Raw genomic sequence first — 16,785 nt, 5'->3', positions numbered from 1 at the left:
TACATTACACAGGTTGAGTATATATAAACAGATTTCAGTACGCTGTACGGATATACGGTTTGCGGATAATCAGTACTCTTATTTTTTACTGTAGGATTCTTTTTTTTTGCCAAAATTGAGACTGCTCGATATCTTATGTTATTCAGCATAAATACAATATATTTGTTTTTGTAAGATCAAACTGAATTAGAACATAATGGTTTTTCTTGTTGATAATGTCAATCGTGATAAATCTGGATTAAGGTTTGTGTTTAAGAGGAATAACCCGTTAAGATTGAAAAATTACTAACATAAAAATACTGAAATGAAAACGATTGCCCTGCTTTTTATATCTTTTGTAAGCTTAAATGTTTACAGTCAGGTTAATGGATTTGAAAAAGAACTGGATGATCTTTTCAAAAAGCATTTTTCAGAGAATACTCCCGGCTGTTCTGTTCTAATAGCACAAAATGGAGAAGTGGTTTACCAAAAAGCTTTTGGCAGTGCCAGTTTAGAATTAAATGTTCCTTTAAAAACCAATTCCGTTTTCAGTATTGCCTCCATTACAAAACAGTTTACAGCAGTGGCAATACTTCAGCTGGTCGAAAAAGGAAAAATCAGCCTAAATGATCCTCTGGAAAAATATATTGAAAGTTTCAAAGGAAAAAATATTCAGATACAACATCTTTTGTCCCACACTTCGGGACTTAAAGATTACCTGCAGGTAGAGACCAATCAGAAATTTGGAGAAAGAATGGACTATGCACCTTTAGAATTAATAGCCCTTTTTGAAAAATTACCTTTAGAATTTGAACCGGGTACGGCCTACCAATATTGTAATTCAGATTATATACTTCTGGGCTTCATTATTGAAAAGCTGAGCGGAATGAAATATGCCGATTATTTAAAAAAGAGCATTTTTCTGCCTCTGGATATGGGACATACTTGTGAAGACAGTGACGAAAACATCATACCCAATCGGGTTTCGGGATATTTCAAAGACGGAGATACGTATAAAAAATCAGAGTTTTGGAGTGCCACTGTTGGTTATTCTGCAGGAGGACTGCTTTCTGATACTTCTGATTTAGAAAAATGGAATAAAGGATTAATGTCTTACAAAGTACTGAATAAAGAGCTGTTAGCCCGTGCTGTTACACCTTATGAACTTAAGGACGGTACAGCTGTAAATTATGGTTTTGGATGGAATATTATGAATGCTGATGGTATAAAAAAAATGGACCATGGCGGTAATAAAAATGGATTTGTATCTTATGCAGGTTACTTTCCTGAGAAAGATCTTTATATCGTATTACTATTCAATTCTGAAAACGCTGCCAGAGACGAACTGGCAATGCGGGTGCCTGAAATTATGATTGGCAGACCGCTTCAGACTAAAGTATCTTTAACTGATGAAAATTTCAAAAAATATACGGGAAAATATCAGTTGGTTTCTGACCCAAAGAGATTTATAACCATTACAAAAGAGAAATCAGGTCTGGTTGCAAATATTGCAGGACAAGGCAGGTTTGATTTAATTTTTCAGACTCAGACGCTGTTTCAGTTTTCCAATTTACTGGAAATAAAGGGTGAGTTTAAGGTTTCTGGTAAAAATGTTGATAGTATGATTGTAAAGCAGAATGGCACATTCGAATGGAAAAAGGTCAATTAAAGTATTATGAAATGAAAATGCTTTGAAATTTTCACCTCGTTCTGGTCTTCGCATGAAGCATAAACGAGTGCTTTCTGGCTGATATAAAGTATTATCATTAACAGGAAACCCTGTAAACCTGCTTTACTTAATACTTTTAATAACTTTTTCAATGCTTTTTTTAGATTTTTATACTGTTAAAGTAAGTTTTGAAGGTCATTAAATCTTCAATTCTATTAGAATAGGAGTTTTATGTTGTTTTTTGCTAAATTTGAAGATTATTATTCTTTAATTGTAAATTAATTCAACCCTTTTTTAGCAAAACATTCTATGGAACAGATAGACGATATTGATCTTCAGTTATTAAATATACTTCATGATAATTCTAAATACACTGTAAAAGAGCTGGCAAAGATGGTAAATCTTTCGGCATCGCCCGTTTTTGAACGAATTAAAAGATTGGAGAATAATGGGTATATTAAGAAGTATATAGCACTTCTTGATGCAGAAAAACTAAACAGGGGATTCATCGTTTTCTGTAATATCAAATTGAAACAGCACGATCGTAATATTGGGAATCAGTTTGTTAGTGATATTATGAAAATAGAAGAAATTGTAGAATGTTACAATATCTCAGGAGATTACGATTTTTTAATGAAAGTTTCTGCCAAAGACATGAAGCATTATCAGGATTTTGTGTTTAATAAATTGGGTTCAGTTGAAAGTATAGGCAGTACCCAGAGTACCTTTGTTATGGCGGAGATAAAAAACATGTACGGATAGTTCCATGATGCTTTGTTTATTTGAAACTGACAAAGTTTTTTAGCTGCTGTATAAAATCTTTTTAAGATTAAGTTATTGATTTGTTTATGGTTATATTTTATCAGGTTGAGTTGTTTACTAAGTTTCTGCCGCAACACTTATGCTGGCGATTCTTTTTAAAATCAGTCTTAGCGTTTTGTGTTTGAAATAGCATAAGATCCTTTTGATGTAAATAATTAATCATCATAATAAAAGTAAAGTGTATTTTAAAAATAGTGTAGTATTTTTACTTATTTTTGAAACATATATGCTTTTTAACTATTATTGTAATAATAATTAATTTATATTATTAAAATACACGAAACTAACAACCAAAGCCTTTTAGAAAAATATGATTTCCATAAAATTAAGCCCCTGCACTTCTGCAGACCAGTATCAAAAGATACTATTTCAATTGCTATTCTAGAATCTGCAATTTTGCTTACTCAAAAAACAAATCACATAACAAATGCATCATATTTCTATTTTTCAAAAAATGGAATGGAACTATAATGCCTCTTTTTCAAAAACCACAGCCAATTAATGAGACAGACAATTCTGGTAGTATGCTCCTTTCTTTTTTTATCAAATATTTTACAGGCACAAATATCCGGCACAGTTAAAGGATATGTAACAGATACTATAAACCATTCTCCTTTAACAAAAGCATCAGTCTCTTTGTTAAGAGAAAAAGATTCCATTTTAGTAAAATATACCCGAGCCAAAGAAGATGGCTATTTTGAGTTGAATAATATTGAAGCCGGTAAATTTATTCTGCTGGTTTCTTATCCCAAATATGCTGATTTTGTAGATCAGTTTTCTGTTGATTCTACAAAGTTAATTAAGGATTACGGTAAAATTAATTTGGCGGATAAAGGCAGACTGCTATCAGAAATAATTATAAAAGGCAATAGGGCTGCTATGAAAATTAAAGGCGATACTACTGAATTTGATCCAAAAGCATTTAAAATAGCCCCTAACGCAAAAGTAGAGGACCTGATAAGACAATTTCCGGGAATACAAATTGATAAAGATGGAAAAATAACCGCTCAGGGCGAAACCGTAAGCAAAGTTCTGGTTGATGGCGAAGAATTTTTTGGAGATGATCCCACTTTAGTTACAAAAAATTTACGTGCCGATATGGTAGATAAAGTACAGCTCTTTGATAAAAAAAGCGATCAGGCTGCTTTTACCGGAATAGATGACGGTCAGAAAACCAAAACACTAAATGTCAAACTTAAAGAAGATAAAAAAAAGGGATATTTTGGGAAAGCAGAACTTGGAGGCGGAACGGATGGTTTTTATAATGGCCAGGCTATGTTTAATAAGTTTTGGGACAAGAAAAAATTAGCCGCTTATGGTATTTTAGGTAATACCGGACAAGTAGGATTAGGATGGGGAGATAAAGACAAATATGGCGAAGGCAATTTCCAGATTGCGGATGATGGCGGTATTAATTTTACAATTAACGGAAATGATGAGTTAGACAGCTGGGATGGCCAGTTTAATGGTGAAGGAATTCCTATTGTACAAACCGGAGGTATACATTTTGACAATAAATGGAATAAGGATAAAGAATTTATAAATGTAAATTATAAAATTGGCGATATCAAACTTTCAGGAACCCGTAATGATATTAATCAGCAAAATTTAAACTCTGGCAGTATTTATAATACTTCAGATAAAAATTTTGAGAAAAACATGTTAAAAAACAAACTTGATCTGACCTACGAAATTAAAATTGATTCCACCCTTACCTTAAAATTAAACGCAAATGGATTACTGAAAAACACTAATTCAAACGACGGCGAAGTGCGAAAAGGGACTGATGAGAATGGCGGTCTGCTGAATACTCTGAATCAAACGACTAAAAACGAAGTTGATGATAAAACTTTTAATATAAACACTTTATTAACCAAAAAACTAAAAAAAGCAGGACGTACTTTATCACTTAATTTGAACCAGTCAAGTACCGAAACAAAAAGTGATGGTTACTTAAATTCCAAAGCTGAATTTTATAAAACATCAGTAATTAACCCTGACGATATCGAAGTTGTCGATCAGAATAAAGTCAACAATATCAGTAATACGTTTTTTAAATCAAATTTAATTTATACCGAACCTTTATCCCAAAGCCTGACTTTAATTTTAAATTATGGCTACAATATAAGTAACGGAAAATCTGATCTCAAATCTTTTAATCAGTCTTCAGATGGTAATTATAATGTTCTCGATTCAGTCTTTAGTAATAATTATAAACTGGATCAGGCCATAAATCAGGTTGGTGCTATTTTTAACTATAAAAAAAATAAAACCGTTTTTTCTGCCGGTTCCAGATTCAGCGACGTAAGCTTTAAGCAGTACAATGTGTATACGGATACTTATTTTAGGAGAAAGTTTGTGAATTACATGCCTCAGCTAAACTATCAGTATAATTTTAAACAAAGAGAATCATTGCGTTTATCGTATAACGGAAGTACTGATCAGCCCGCACTAGAGCAATTACAGCCTATCCGGAACAATCAGAATCAATTGAATACAATTTTGGGTAATCCTAATTTAGATCCGTCTTTTAGAAATAACTTTAATGGCAGCTATTTTTCATACAAAGTGCTCAGTAATCAGTATTTTTCGATTAATGGTTCGTATACTTTCATCCTGAATCCGGTAATTAGTGATGTCGTTACAAATGACAGAGGTGAAAGTGTATCCCAATTTGTAAACTTAAAAGACAAAGCAGCGACAAGTTTTTATTTGAACAGTAATTTTGGTAAAACAATTAAAGCAATAGATCTGTCAGCAGGTATTGGCTTAAGTGCCAATAAAAACGTAAACTATAATTACATCAATACGCAGCTGAATCAAACTAAAAATTCAAGTTACTCCCTAAATTTAAACGTGTCTAAATATAAAGATAAAAAATACAATTTTAACGCCAGTTTCGGGCCTGTGTACAACGTTGCCAATGCCAGTATAAACAAAGATAGTAATAGCAATGGCTGGGGTTTTAATGGTAATTTCTGGACCAATTTTCAATTGCCCGGAAAACTGGAAATTAGTAGTGATGGTAACTACCAGTATACCGGAAAAACTGAGGTGATTCAGGAAACGTTTGAACGTTTTATATGGAATGCCTCGATCAGCAAAAAATTCTTTAAAACAGATAATTTAAGAGTTTCTGTAACAGGAAGAGACCTCTTAAATCAAAATGCAGGATTTAATCGTTCGGCGTATAATGGAAATATTAACCAAAGTACTTATACCACTATCAAAAGATATTTCATGTTCTCTGTAAGCTGGGACTTTAGTAAAATGGGCGGGGGAGAAATTAAAGCAAACTAAATTATGAAAACAACACTAAAATATATACTGTTATTACTGATTGTATTATCGGATTTCAATGTTTCTGCTCAAAATAATCACTTTATTGAAAATGGTGTCATTGAATTTGAAAAAAAATCAAATATGTACGCTTTGATTTCAAAAAAAATAAAAGGAGAAACAGAGAGTTATTATCAATTAGCTTTTGAAAGTTATAAAAAAAACAATTCACAGTTTAAAACTTCAAAAAGTACACTCAGCTTTTCAAAAAACAAAAGTTTATATAAATGGATTGAAAACAATGAATCAACAAGTAAAGACAGTTGGATTGCAGATGATGCAATGGCTAATTTAAAAAATGTTATTTCCACAGATCTGGATACCCAAACCAGTATTACACAAAAAAACGTTTACGATGATTTATACTTAGTTAAAGATAGTTTACGCAAAATTGACTGGAAAATTACTGACGAAACCAGAGAAATTGCGGGTTACGAATGCCGGAGAGCAAATGCTGTCATAATCGATTCTGTTTATGTTGTTGCGTATTACGCCATTCAGATCCCGTTCTCAGGCGGTCCTGAATCTTTTACAGGTTTACCGGGAGCAATTTTAGGCCTGGCCATGCCGCATGAAAATATTACATGGTTTGCCACAAAAGTTACTGAAATTCCAGTACCCGAAAAAGATTTAGTTCCTCCGGCAAAAGGTAAGCCTGCTAACAATAAAGAACTTAATAAAGTACTTTTAGAAGCTTTGAAAAATTGGGGAAAATGGGCAAGAAAAACATTACAGGCCTATTCTTTGTAATAACCTGCAGTTTATATTTTGGGAGCAAACCATTAAAAACGCTAAAGCCGTTTCAAAACTTAATTTTGAAACGGCTTTAACAAATCAAATCTATTAAAATAAACTACTTAAAGAATAATTATTTGCTAACAGGAAGCCAGTCTAAACTGGTAAATCCTCCCGGACTGTCAAGAGTTAATGCTTTTGTCACTGTAGCAGTTTCTGCGTCAAATTTATATACAGCACCTTCAATAGAGAAAGTAGCCATATCAAGGACATTTATTCCTAAATAACCCGTTTTGCCATCTAAAGGCGAATAGTTATTGCTGTACTCTGTTGTGCGATAAATTGATGTTGGATCCGGAGCACCTGTTACGGCTTTATAAGTCGAATTATAAACATTAACAATTGCAAAACTTATTGGAGTAGTAAGTCCCATAGTTGTTCCGTATGTATCTGCTTTATCACCCATTGTCAATAAAAAATTACCTTTTCCTAAGTATAATTTCTGGAAAACATATTTACCTCCGGAAGCAGCCGTTATATCAAAGAAATAGGCTTTGTCGTATTCTGTAGTTCCTTTTTTGATTTTCATAAAAGCGACAGGTGTTTTAGTGCTGTGAGTTCCCGTTTTATCTGGTCCAAGTTTTGTACCCAAAACATAAACATCACCTTGTTCATCTACTTCCATACCGCTTCTGAAATAAGCGCCAATAGAACCCGTACGGGCATCTCTGATTACCTTTTCAAATTTCATGTCCGGATAACTGTATACCGCAATCATAGTGCTGTCTGTGTAAGCACTTCTAAATGTTCTGGCGCTTTCGATATTCCAGTACGAAGCAAAAACTTTATCTCCTACTTTTTTTAGATCGGTAAAAAATGCTTTTCCGCCATTTCCAGCCAGTTTGTTGGCATTGATCTGACCTTGCGAAACGATCTGAAGTGTTTTAGTATCCAAACGGTACCAATTGTTGAATTCTTCTTCGGGCTGCCATGCGTTTTTTACCATCAGAATATCATCTCCAATTGTGCCAAAAACATGCATGGTTTCGGTTTGAAAATCAGTTACTTTTTCCAGTTCTTTAGAAGTATTGATTTTATAAGCTGTAACGGCGCCTGGTGCCGAACCTCCAAACATGAAGCTGAAAATTAGTCCATTATGCGTTAAATAAGTACGTGAGGCACCATTTTGTTCGATTCCTCTGCCCGTTGTTTCAAGAACACCTTTTAAAGAGTCTTTGCTATATAACAAATCGGCTCCGGCAAGACCTTTTTTGGCCGTTAAAACGAACATTCCTTCTACAGGTTCAGTAATTTCCGGTTCAGAAGGATTATCATTATTGCTGCATGCCCCTAAAAACAAGGATGCGCAGATTAAAGCTAAAAATTTATTTGTTTTCATATTGGTAAATTTTGAAATTGATTATTTTGAGTTATTAATGAAATATCTGAGTTTTAGAAAGAATGCTCTTCCCGGTTTTTGAAGGCTGAAATTGTCATACAGTTTTTTATCAGTAATATTTCTGCATTCTAAGCCAATATTAAATCTGCCATTTTTTAAAGTGTACAGCAGGTTTAAATCATGCGACAGCTGTTCCGGAATTGTATATTTGGTGTTTGCCGCACCCTGACTGGCCCAATAGAGGTAAAATTCATGTACATACAGCATATTATAGCCTATAGTAAATTTATCTCCGGTCTTAAAAGCATCTTTAAAAAATACGGAGGCATCTGCATTTCCAAACAGATAGGGGATGTTTGGAATTCTTTGGCCGTAAGTTTCACTTTTAATGTGAAAAGAGGCGGGAAGATCAGCCCGGTAACGCTGTTTGTCCCTAATATCCTGATAACTCGCATTGACCCCCATGGTAAAGCGCTGTTTATACGAGTATCTGATTTCTGCTTCCAAACCTGTGTTAGAAACGTCCATAAGGTTTTTAGCAACAGTTTTATTCTCGACATTATTAAAAACATAATAGATAAAATCTTTTGCATAGTAATATATCGCTGCTGCATTAAAGTATAACTGATGGTTTTCCAGTGGCAGCGAATAATTGAATCCCAGATTAATATTGTCGCTCGTTTCGGGCTTTATGTTCCAGTTTCCTTCTTTGTTTACGAAGTCACCAAACAGATCTTCACTTTCGGGCAGCCTGTTGGTTTTTTCATAAGAAAACTTTACCTGAAATACTGGATTAACCTGATAGGAAGCGGCTAGTCCATAACCGGGTTTACTAATATTAGTGTTGACATTTCTGTAAATAGTATCCAATGGATTTACGATAGTAGTTTCGATTAAAGTTGTATTTGCCTTTTGATAAAGATGTTTGGCAAATAGGGTAGCATTCCATTTTTCCGAAATGGCATACTGATAACTCAGTCCTGATATATTTTTATCTGTTTTTTGAGGAATACGATAAGGTCTCTGGTCAAAAGCAACCAGATTTTCGGTTTTGCGATTGAAATGACTATAAACATTATTAAAAGCCAGAGTATGTTTTTCGCTGATTTTATAAGATGCCGTTATAGATGCATTAGCGGCATTATTTCTAAAAACATTATGAGCGTACCATAATTCGCCGCCTCTGCCTTTGTATTGAATAGAATCTCCAAGCCATCCGTAACGGGCATGAACGGTATCTATGCTCTGTTCTTTCCCTAAATTATAGTTGGCATTTATGGTAACATCAAGACCTTTTGTAATAAAATCTTTCTTGAGATATTTAACCGAAGGCATAATGATGTCTCCTTTGGTATGCCAGGCACCAAAAACAGTACGAAGTTGCGCCCCAGTCTGAATCTCCTTGTAATACTGTCCTAAAGTAATTCCAAACAAAAGCTGATCGGCCCATTTTTTGTCCAGCACTCCCAGTTTTAGAATGGCAGTTTCATTGTGGTACTGGTCATGAAAGCGTTTAACAGTGGTGTTGGGATAGTATTTGCCCGTGCGAACATCGGCGGCATCTACCGTTACTTTATAATTATTATCGGAATAGTTTTGAAAAGCATTCAGCTGCACTGTAAATCCATTTTTAGACGTATAAGCGGCATTTAAATTAGTGCGGTGTGTATTAAAAGAGCCGTATGAATATGATAAGTCAACATAGTTTCTAAGTCTGCTGCCAGAAACAATATTAACAGCACCTCCCAAAGCATCGCTGCCCAGCCAGACCGGCACTACACCTTTATAAACTTCAATACGCTCAGCGAAGTTGACAGGAATATTGTTGATCTGAAATGATGAACCAAAGTTATCCATGGGGACTCCATCAAGAAAAAAACGAATTCTTTTTCCCGAAAATCCATTAATTGAAAAATCAAAGTCAGATCCTGTGCCTCCTGTCTGACGCAGGCGGGCGCCAGAAACCCGGTCCAAAACACTAGAGATGTCTAAGGTCGAATTATGAAGTTTTTTAGCATCAATGGCAGTAACGTTAAAAGCTTGTCGATTTATTTTCTGAGAAGCAGATAAACCAAAAACGGTTGTACTTTTAAGTTGTAAAGTATCAGAAACTGAAGATGAGTTTTTTGATACCGCGTTCTTATCTGTTTGTGCTTGTATTGAAAGTATATTGATGCAGCATAAAAAAAGCAGAGAAAACCTTAGAAACGGTTTTAAAATAATAGGTTTCAAAATAAATGGAATGACTAATGTTTATTTAAATTAAATATAAATTATATTTACGGTGTAAAAGTATGCGTACTGCGACGTAAAGAGATTACGAATATGGAAGTATAAATTATGAATGTGGAAGTATTATGAGTTACAGATTTTTAGGTGCTGATTTCAGCGATTTTGTTACTTCTCCCAACGAAGTACAGATTTCTTCAATGGGAACAAAAGTTAATCAGGTGGAGCTGCTTACACCAAAAGGCAGTATTTATTATAAAACTCAGAATCTGCAGGAAGACTTATTTATACAGGAAAGCCGTTATTGTATGCAGGATGATGTAAATATCAGCGGTAAAGGAGATTCTGCCCTTTTGGAGATTCAGATTAATTTGTCTGAAAGAGGAATCTTTTATAAAGACAAATTTAATAAGGATCATTTGACTCCGGCAAGATCGGGAAACATTATTTACCTTTCAGCTGATGAAAATCAGGCCGATATTTTATTTGAGAAAAATGTAGAATACAGCACTTTTGATATTCACCTTCCACTGACATCATTGAATCATTTAGACGGGGAGTCAAAACTGATGGATAGTTTTATTTCAAAAATCAATAAAGACATCAGCAGTTCACTTTCTAAAAATATGCTCAGCATAAACTCTCATGTTTACAATGTCATTCAGGAAGTAAAGAGATGTATGTTTGAAGGACTTGCCAGAAAAATATATTTAGAATCAAAAGCTTATGAGCTGATAGGGCTGTTGTATGGAAGTACAGAAAAGCCAAAGCAGTTTGGAGAATTGTCAGGTAAGGATAAAGAAAGACTGCATGAAGCAGCATCAATTATCCGCAATAACTTAGAAACGCCGTTCAGTATTGTTGAACTTGCGCAAAAGGTTGGAATTAATCAGACGAAATTAAAAAACGGTTTTAAGGTATTATTTGATAATACCGTTTTTGGATATCTGCAGGACATCAGAATGAACCTTGCTAAAAGATATTTGTTAGATACACAGATGCCTGTGCATGAGATAAGTACCCTTGTTGGATATCAGAACACCTCCAACTTTATTGCAGCCTTTAAAAATATACACGGATACACTCCTGCAAAATTGAGAGAAAGGTAGTATCTAATTTATTTCCAGATAAAACAACAATTATATACTTGGTTAGTTAATTTCAAGTTTATAACCTTTGCCGCGAACAACAACAATGTTGATATTGGGATCAGATTCAAGTTTTTTTCTAAGCTTAGATATAAACATATCCAAACTGCGGCCTACAATTACACCATCATCTTCCCATATCTCTTTTTGTAAATGGTTTCTTTCTATGGTTTTGTTTGGAGAAGAAGCAAAAATAAGTAATACCCTTGTTTCTGTTGCGGTCAGGTCTATTGTATTGCCATTTATAATGAGTTTTCGACTATTTGAATTGAACAACGCTGATCCTAAAGAATAAGTATCGGTATTTTGATTATCAGGTGTTTTTTTTCGTGATTTAGCAGGTTTTAGAAGAATGAAACCGACTAATGCCAAAACTGACAGACTTCCCAGAAGATATTTGTGGTCTGCTGTAATGATTTCTGTTGATTTGAATTTAATGTTAATCATATAACAGGCTTTGGGCTGTCTTCTCCCAATGCAGGTTACAATATCATCTTTTCCGTTTTTGGATAGAACATATCCATAAGCAGCACTGGAGTTACCACAATTGAGAACGTTAACGATAAAAGAACTTGCGAACGGGTCTTTGACTAATAAACGATTTGTAATATTTACCAATGAATCTGGCTGAAAACTAAAATCATTCTCAAATCTAATCTGATATTCATTTTCTGAAATTTTTTTTACAGGGAGTACTCTTGATGTACTGTCACCTGATTGTAAAAGCAGTTCATGTCCGATTTTTCGAAGTAAAATTTCTCTTCTGGCAAAGTCAAAGCTGTCACTATCTTCCGTACGGAAGGCAGCGTAGATTATAGCAGAAAACAAGATAAATGTTAATACAAACCAATATTTACTTTTTCCGGAGATCATATTTCGACTAAGATGCATATTGTCAATAATTTATTTACAAAGTTTACATTTTTATTTACAATTATTATCGCTCCAGCCGAAATATATCAAAGTAATTTTGTTACATAAACTTTAAAAAGAAAGTAAACTATGTTATTAATTAAAGCTGTGAAAAGTATGAAAAAAATCATTTATGTGCTAGTCTTATTCCTGGTTGTAGTAAGCGGATTGGTATTTGCTAATCGTGAAATTAAAAATGAAATTTCTAAAAAGCCAGTAGTTAAAAATCTTTCTAACACCGAGAAGAAAGCTGAAAGAAAAAAATGGGAGGCTGCTCCCGATGGCAGAATGTTTAAAAAATGGGAAGCCTCTCCTGCAGGTAATAGAGTTTACGCTAGTGAAGCTGTAATAAGAAAGCCTATTAATGATAATACCAATATGATGGGAGTTGTAACCTCTCTTTCTCTTCCGCCCGGGGCGAGATTAGGTTTTGGAATTATGGTAAAGATTAATCATCATGATTATATACTTAGTTTTGGATTGGAAAAGTCTGGCAGCAATGAATTCCGGCAGTTAAGAAGTCTGAAAGTTAACGACAAAATAATTATAAGAAGCCATAGTGTATCCCATGCGCCTAAGTATTTATATCCAATTATATCTGGCGACTATGTAGAACGGGATAATAAGGTAATTTATAAACGTGTACCTGGTAAAGGCGGCTGCTGAGTAAATAATTGCAAACTTTTGTCAGGTTAGATATACGAGCTGGCAGTACTTTTAAAAAACATTAACGACTATTTAAATGGCTTTACGACTATTTATATTCTTAACTGGATTTTTATTTCTGAATTCCTGCAAGAAAAGTGAAGAGAAAATGGAATGGATTTTTGTGGAAGGCGGAACTTTTGAACAAGGCAGAAACCAGATTGTTGTAAGTCCAAAAGGCGACTCTGTAAAAGGATTTACCAGTCCTCACAGAGTAATTGAAATTGATGGTTTTTACATTGGTAAATATGAAGTAACGGTTAAACAATTTAAAGAATTTTGCAGGGAAACAGGTAGAAAAATGCCCGAGCCGCCTATTGAAAATGCACATGGTGTTAAAGTTTATTACCAATGGATAGATGAAAATCCGATGCTTGCAACCTGGGACGAAGCAAATGAATTTGCAAAGTGGGCAGGGGGAAGACTTCCAACGGAAGCAGAATGGGAATATGCGGCCAAAGGTGGAATGAAAACAAAAAGATACAAATATAGCGGCAGTAATAATCCAATTGAAGTTGGCTGGGTCAAAGAAAACTCAAAGGGTACATTTCATAAAGTAGGACTTCTTAAACCAAATGAACTTGGTCTGTATGATATGACCGGGAATGTTGGCGAATGGGTTTTTGACTGGTATAATCCCGAAAAGGATATTCTGGTTAGTAAAAGAAACCCTCAGGGCCCTGTAGATGGACAATATAAAATTTCAAAAGGTGTCAGCTGGTTTTACGAAACACAAGATGAGAGCGGAAGACCATTAGAATATGGAATTCATATGCCAGAAGTGAGATATCAGTCACCAAAGGAAACACGAAATGATGGATTCGGATTTAGAATTGCGAAGAATAAATAGAAATTGTTCCCAATAAGATTAGATTTTTAAGTAGAAAAAAGCGCCAATTGTCTTCAATTGGCGCTTTTTGGCTTATGCAATAATTTGGTGTTTATACAAATCAAAATTTGTTGAGAATATTAGAGTTTTTTTTAATGACTTTAATCTAATTAGTAAATTATGTTATATTTTTTATATATGTAATAAAAATAATCTTATTTTTATTACAAAAATTAGGTATCCGTAAGTGCCTACAATAACATGAGGATTTTTTTAATTTTTTAACTAATAAATAAAACAAATTATAAAAAAACTTAGCTTAAAGAGTTGACAAGAATTCATACTTTACACCGGGATTATTCATAAATGAGTTTTCATATCCTAGAATATATGAAAGAGAACCTTTGCCTTTTTTTATTAATGAGTTAAAAGATGATGAATTTTTTAAAACTGAAGAATATATTTACATATGAAAAAGCTATTGTATGTTACCGTATTATTGATTTTTATTTCCTTAAGCTGCTCAGCACAATCGCAGGAAGCTGATGTTATTAGCCAGATTGAGCATCTTCATAGAGATACTAAGAAAACTCAGGATTCATTGGGTGTTTTAATTAAAGATTGCAACAGCAAAATTGAAAAAGCTACAGGAATTATGAATGAAAAATTAGATAAAGACCTTACTTATTTGTGGTATCTGTACGATTCAAGCTTGAGAGAGGAGGTAAGGAGAGATCTTAATTTTGCTTTTTCGCATCCTTCGTCACCAGCCAGTCTTAAACTGATTTTAAGTAAGGTGCAAACACAAGAAGGAATGGAATTTTATGATCGATACAATGAAGTTTTCCAAAACTTTACAGAAGAAATAAAATCAAGTGCGGATGGTAAAAAAATGAATGAAAAACTTAAATATTTTAAGCAGAGTAAAGTGGGGAGTCCTGCTCCCGATTTCAGTCTTTATGATATAAATGGCAAGAAAATAACCTTAAGTGATTTTAATGGCAGAAATTTCATACTTTTAGATTTTTGGGCAAGCTGGTGCGCTCCCTGCATAGAAGATCAAAAATATTTGAAAGAGATATATAAGCGCTTTAATGGTAAGGATTTTGAAATTATAAGCATATCTAGAGATACGGATAAAGAAAAATGGAAAAATTCTATCGCAAAGAATAAAACCAATATATGGAGACATATTTTAATAGACAGTGACTTAAACAACTGTGGGATAGAGCAAAATAAAAAGCCTTCTGTAGATATTGAATATTTTGTCACGGCAATACCTCATTATGTTTTAATCGATAAATCCGGGACGATTATTGGGAAATGGAAAAATTCAGGACAATTAAACATGAAGGAATTGGAAGAAAAACTTTCTGTACAAATAGGAGATTAAGTTACTTGCCTGCATTTCTTTCTAAAAAAAGCATACAAAACGGGTTCGTCTGTAATAAAAGCAAATACTGCCTTGGTTCAATTTACAGGAATTCCAACTGGAGAATATACCGTTTTGGTATATCAAGACAAGAATAGTAATGGAAAATTAGATAAATATTTTATAGGAATGCCTAAAGAGCCGGTAGCCTGCTCTAATAACGCAAAAGGATTTATGGGACCTCCAAAATACGAAGAGACAAAATTTAATGTAGGAGCACCCGATACAAAAATTTATATCAAGATGACTAATGCTCATTAAAATAAGAGATTATGTAGGGAAAAAATAAGGCTGGAACTTGTAAATTCCAGCCTTAAAAAATCAATTATTATGCAGTAACAGTGCTTATAGCTTCTTTTAATGCTTTAGCGGCAGCAGCTGGATCAGCAGCTCCATAAATAGCACCACCTGCTACAGCTACAGTTGCACCCGCAGCCACAACATCTTTAATGGTATCGATGTTTACGCCTCCTGCAACTGAGAAAGGAACTTTAGCTTCTCTTCCTTCACCAATAAGTGTTTGAACAGAGTATCCAGGTAAAGCCTGTTCGTCTAGACCTGCGTGTAGTTCCACAAAAGCCACTCCAAAAGCAGTTACTTCTTTTGCTCTCTGTACTCTGTCTTTTACGCCAATAGTATCTACAACAACTTTTCTGTCATATTTTTTCGCTGCTTCAATAGCGCCTTTGATGGTAGCATCATCTACAGTTCCCATTACGGTAACTAGGTCAGCACCAGCTTTAAAAGCCATTTCAGCTTCCAAAGCTCCAGTATCAGCCGTTTTCATATCGGCAAAAACTAATTTTTCAGGGAAAGCGGCTTTCATAGCTGTTACAACACTAAGGCCTTCTGCTTTAATAAGTGGCGTTCCTAATTCTATAATATCTACGTAAGGAGCTACTTTTCCAGCAAGTTCTAATGCTGCTTCTGTAGTAAGTAAATCAATTGCGACTTGTAATTTTGTCATGTCTAAAGTGTTTTAAAAAGTAAAAAAAAAGTTATTCCAGATTGGCATGTTTAGGCCATAGGTCTTCTTTGGTTAAACCAGATTCCTGCCAAAGGCTCATAAAAATGCTTTCCAGTATCAATAATGTAAATTGTTCAAAAAGACTTCCTGCGTATTGCTGCGAAACGGAAACACCAAAGTCTGTTTTGGTTGCAGCATTAATAAGCAGTATACTATCTGCTATTTCTGCCAGTGGACTTTTCGAATCGGCTGTAATGGCGGTAACTGTTGCATTTTGTTTTTTTGCTTTTTCTGCAGCGCTGATTACTGTAGAAGTGGTGCCAGATCCAGATGCTAAGATTAGAAGGTCGCCTTCAAGGATGGCAGGTGTTGTGGTTTCTCCTGCCACATATACGTTGTAACCCAAATGCATAAAACGCATTGCGGCCATTTTTAAGGCGAGTCCACTTCTGCCGGCAGCCATAAAAAAGATTCTATTGGCCGATTTGATTTTGTTAACCAATGCCTCAATTTCCTGCGGATTAATCTGATCTGCCAATTTTAGGTTTTCTTCTAAAATGGTGCGAATATTTTCGTTTATCGAACTATTGCTATTCATATTTTTTTATTTAAAATAAGCG

14 protein-coding genes are annotated in these 16,785 nt (G+C 34.2%); 9 read left to right on the top strand and 5 right to left on the bottom strand.

The features are described 5' to 3' along the window. Nucleotides 1–304: 304 nt before the first annotated feature. The 4 genes from ACODST_RS03065 to ACODST_RS03050 all read left to right on the top strand — a co-directional run bounded on the left by ACODST_RS03065 (nucleotide 305) and on the right by ACODST_RS03050 (nucleotide 6,559). Nucleotides 305–1,648, top strand: coding sequence for a serine hydrolase domain-containing protein (locus tag ACODST_RS03065; RefSeq protein WP_488930643.1), 1,344 nt, complete (start codon nucleotides 305–307; stop codon nucleotides 1,646–1,648). A gap of 309 nt (nucleotides 1,649–1,957) precedes the next feature. Beyond that, complete coding sequence (locus ACODST_RS03060) at nucleotides 1,958–2,410, top strand: Lrp/AsnC family transcriptional regulator (RefSeq protein WP_488930642.1); 453 nt, start codon at nucleotides 1,958–1,960, stop codon at nucleotides 2,408–2,410. Nucleotides 2,411–2,971: 561 nt separating this feature from the next. Then, nucleotides 2,972–5,770: an outer membrane beta-barrel family protein gene (locus tag ACODST_RS03055; protein ID WP_488930641.1), complete on the top strand. Its 2,799-nt coding sequence runs from the start codon at nucleotides 2,972–2,974 to the stop codon at nucleotides 5,768–5,770. Between the two features lie 3 nt (nucleotides 5,771–5,773). Next, nucleotides 5,774–6,559, top strand: coding sequence for a GLPGLI family protein (locus ACODST_RS03050; RefSeq protein ID WP_488930640.1), 786 nt, complete (start codon nucleotides 5,774–5,776; stop codon nucleotides 6,557–6,559). 118 nt (nucleotides 6,560–6,677) lie between these two features. Here ACODST_RS03050 and ACODST_RS03045 read toward each other — a convergent pair whose 3' ends face one another. After that, entirely contained in the window at nucleotides 6,678–7,943 is a 1,266-nt protein-coding gene (locus tag ACODST_RS03045; protein WP_488930639.1) for a DUF4374 domain-containing protein, read from the bottom strand. Nucleotides 7,944–7,964: 21 nt separating this feature from the next. Next, nucleotides 7,965–10,175, bottom strand: a complete 2,211-nt coding sequence (locus tag ACODST_RS03040; RefSeq protein ID WP_488930638.1) for a TonB-dependent receptor plug domain-containing protein — start codon at nucleotides 10,173–10,175, stop codon at nucleotides 7,965–7,967. Between the two features lie 125 nt (nucleotides 10,176–10,300). On the opposite strand from ACODST_RS03040, the gene ACODST_RS03035 reads away from it, so the two are divergent. After that, nucleotides 10,301–11,281, top strand: a complete 981-nt coding sequence (locus ACODST_RS03035) for a helix-turn-helix transcriptional regulator (RefSeq protein WP_488930637.1) — start codon at nucleotides 10,301–10,303, stop codon at nucleotides 11,279–11,281. A gap of 42 nt (nucleotides 11,282–11,323) precedes the next feature. Here the strand turns inward: ACODST_RS03035 and ACODST_RS03030 are convergent, their stop codons facing one another. Continuing rightward, on the bottom strand, nucleotides 11,324–12,211 hold the full coding sequence (locus ACODST_RS03030) for a winged helix-turn-helix domain-containing protein (protein ID WP_488930636.1): 888 nt from the start codon (nucleotides 12,209–12,211) through the stop codon (nucleotides 11,324–11,326). A gap of 138 nt (nucleotides 12,212–12,349) precedes the next feature. On the opposite strand from ACODST_RS03030, the gene ACODST_RS03025 reads away from it, so the two are divergent. From ACODST_RS03025 to ACODST_RS03010, 4 genes are all read left to right on the top strand, one after another. After that, nucleotides 12,350–12,898, top strand: a complete 549-nt coding sequence (locus tag ACODST_RS03025; protein WP_488930635.1) for a hypothetical protein — start codon at nucleotides 12,350–12,352, stop codon at nucleotides 12,896–12,898. 76 nt (nucleotides 12,899–12,974) lie between these two features. Then, complete coding sequence (locus ACODST_RS03020) at nucleotides 12,975–13,787, top strand: formylglycine-generating enzyme family protein (RefSeq protein WP_488930634.1); 813 nt, start codon at nucleotides 12,975–12,977, stop codon at nucleotides 13,785–13,787. Nucleotides 13,788–14,235: 448 nt separating this feature from the next. Further along, nucleotides 14,236–15,159 carry a TlpA family protein disulfide reductase gene (locus ACODST_RS03015; RefSeq protein WP_488930633.1) on the top strand — a complete coding sequence of 308 codons (924 nt, stop codon included), beginning with the start codon at nucleotides 14,236–14,238 and terminating at the stop codon, nucleotides 15,157–15,159. 9 nt (nucleotides 15,160–15,168) lie between these two features. After that, complete coding sequence (locus ACODST_RS03010) at nucleotides 15,169–15,459, top strand: DUF2141 domain-containing protein (protein WP_488930751.1); 291 nt, start codon at nucleotides 15,169–15,171, stop codon at nucleotides 15,457–15,459. A gap of 67 nt (nucleotides 15,460–15,526) precedes the next feature. Here the strand turns inward: ACODST_RS03010 and hxlA are convergent, their stop codons facing one another. Together hxlA and hxlB are read right to left on the bottom strand one after the other, a co-directional pair. Beyond that, nucleotides 15,527–16,165 carry a 3-hexulose-6-phosphate synthase gene (gene hxlA / locus ACODST_RS03005; RefSeq protein WP_488930632.1) on the bottom strand — a complete coding sequence of 213 codons (639 nt, stop codon included), beginning with the start codon at nucleotides 16,163–16,165 and terminating at the stop codon, nucleotides 15,527–15,529. Nucleotides 16,166–16,196: 31 nt separating this feature from the next. Further along, nucleotides 16,197–16,763 carry a 6-phospho-3-hexuloisomerase gene (gene hxlB / locus ACODST_RS03000; protein WP_488930631.1) on the bottom strand — a complete coding sequence of 189 codons (567 nt, stop codon included), beginning with the start codon at nucleotides 16,761–16,763 and terminating at the stop codon, nucleotides 16,197–16,199. Nucleotides 16,764–16,785: the final 22 nt, after the last annotated feature.

The organism is Flavobacterium sp. FG19, from assembly GCF_057809475.1.
Note: the sequence above shows the minus strand (reverse complement) of the source record. Positions and strands in the feature narration are given on the sequence as shown.

Excerpts from the sequence above, each read along its gene's own strand:
- hxlB (WP_488930631.1), bottom strand. The coding sequence starts at position 16,763 with ATGAATAGCAATAGTTCGATAAACGAAAATATTCGCACCATTTTAGAA.
- ACODST_RS03030 (WP_488930636.1), bottom strand. The coding sequence starts at position 12,211 with ATGCATCTTAGTCGAAATATGATCTCCGGAAAAAGTAAATATTGGTTT.
- ACODST_RS03035 (WP_488930637.1), top strand. The coding sequence starts at position 10,301 with ATGAGTTACAGATTTTTAGGTGCTGATTTCAGCGATTTTGTTACTTCT.
- ACODST_RS03045 (WP_488930639.1), bottom strand. The coding sequence starts at position 7,943 with ATGAAAACAAATAAATTTTTAGCTTTAATCTGCGCATCCTTGTTTTTA.
- ACODST_RS03020 (WP_488930634.1), top strand. The coding sequence starts at position 12,975 with ATGGCTTTACGACTATTTATATTCTTAACTGGATTTTTATTTCTGAAT.
- ACODST_RS03050 (WP_488930640.1), top strand. The coding sequence starts at position 5,774 with ATGAAAACAACACTAAAATATATACTGTTATTACTGATTGTATTATCG.
- ACODST_RS03055 (WP_488930641.1), top strand. The coding sequence starts at position 2,972 with ATGAGACAGACAATTCTGGTAGTATGCTCCTTTCTTTTTTTATCAAAT.
- ACODST_RS03025 (WP_488930635.1), top strand. The coding sequence starts at position 12,350 with ATGAAAAAAATCATTTATGTGCTAGTCTTATTCCTGGTTGTAGTAAGC.
- ACODST_RS03065 (WP_488930643.1), top strand. The coding sequence starts at position 305 with ATGAAAACGATTGCCCTGCTTTTTATATCTTTTGTAAGCTTAAATGTT.
- ACODST_RS03060 (WP_488930642.1), top strand. The coding sequence starts at position 1,958 with ATGGAACAGATAGACGATATTGATCTTCAGTTATTAAATATACTTCAT.
- ACODST_RS03015 (WP_488930633.1), top strand. The coding sequence starts at position 14,236 with ATGAAAAAGCTATTGTATGTTACCGTATTATTGATTTTTATTTCCTTA.
- hxlA (WP_488930632.1), bottom strand. The coding sequence starts at position 16,165 with ATGACAAAATTACAAGTCGCAATTGATTTACTTACTACAGAAGCAGCA.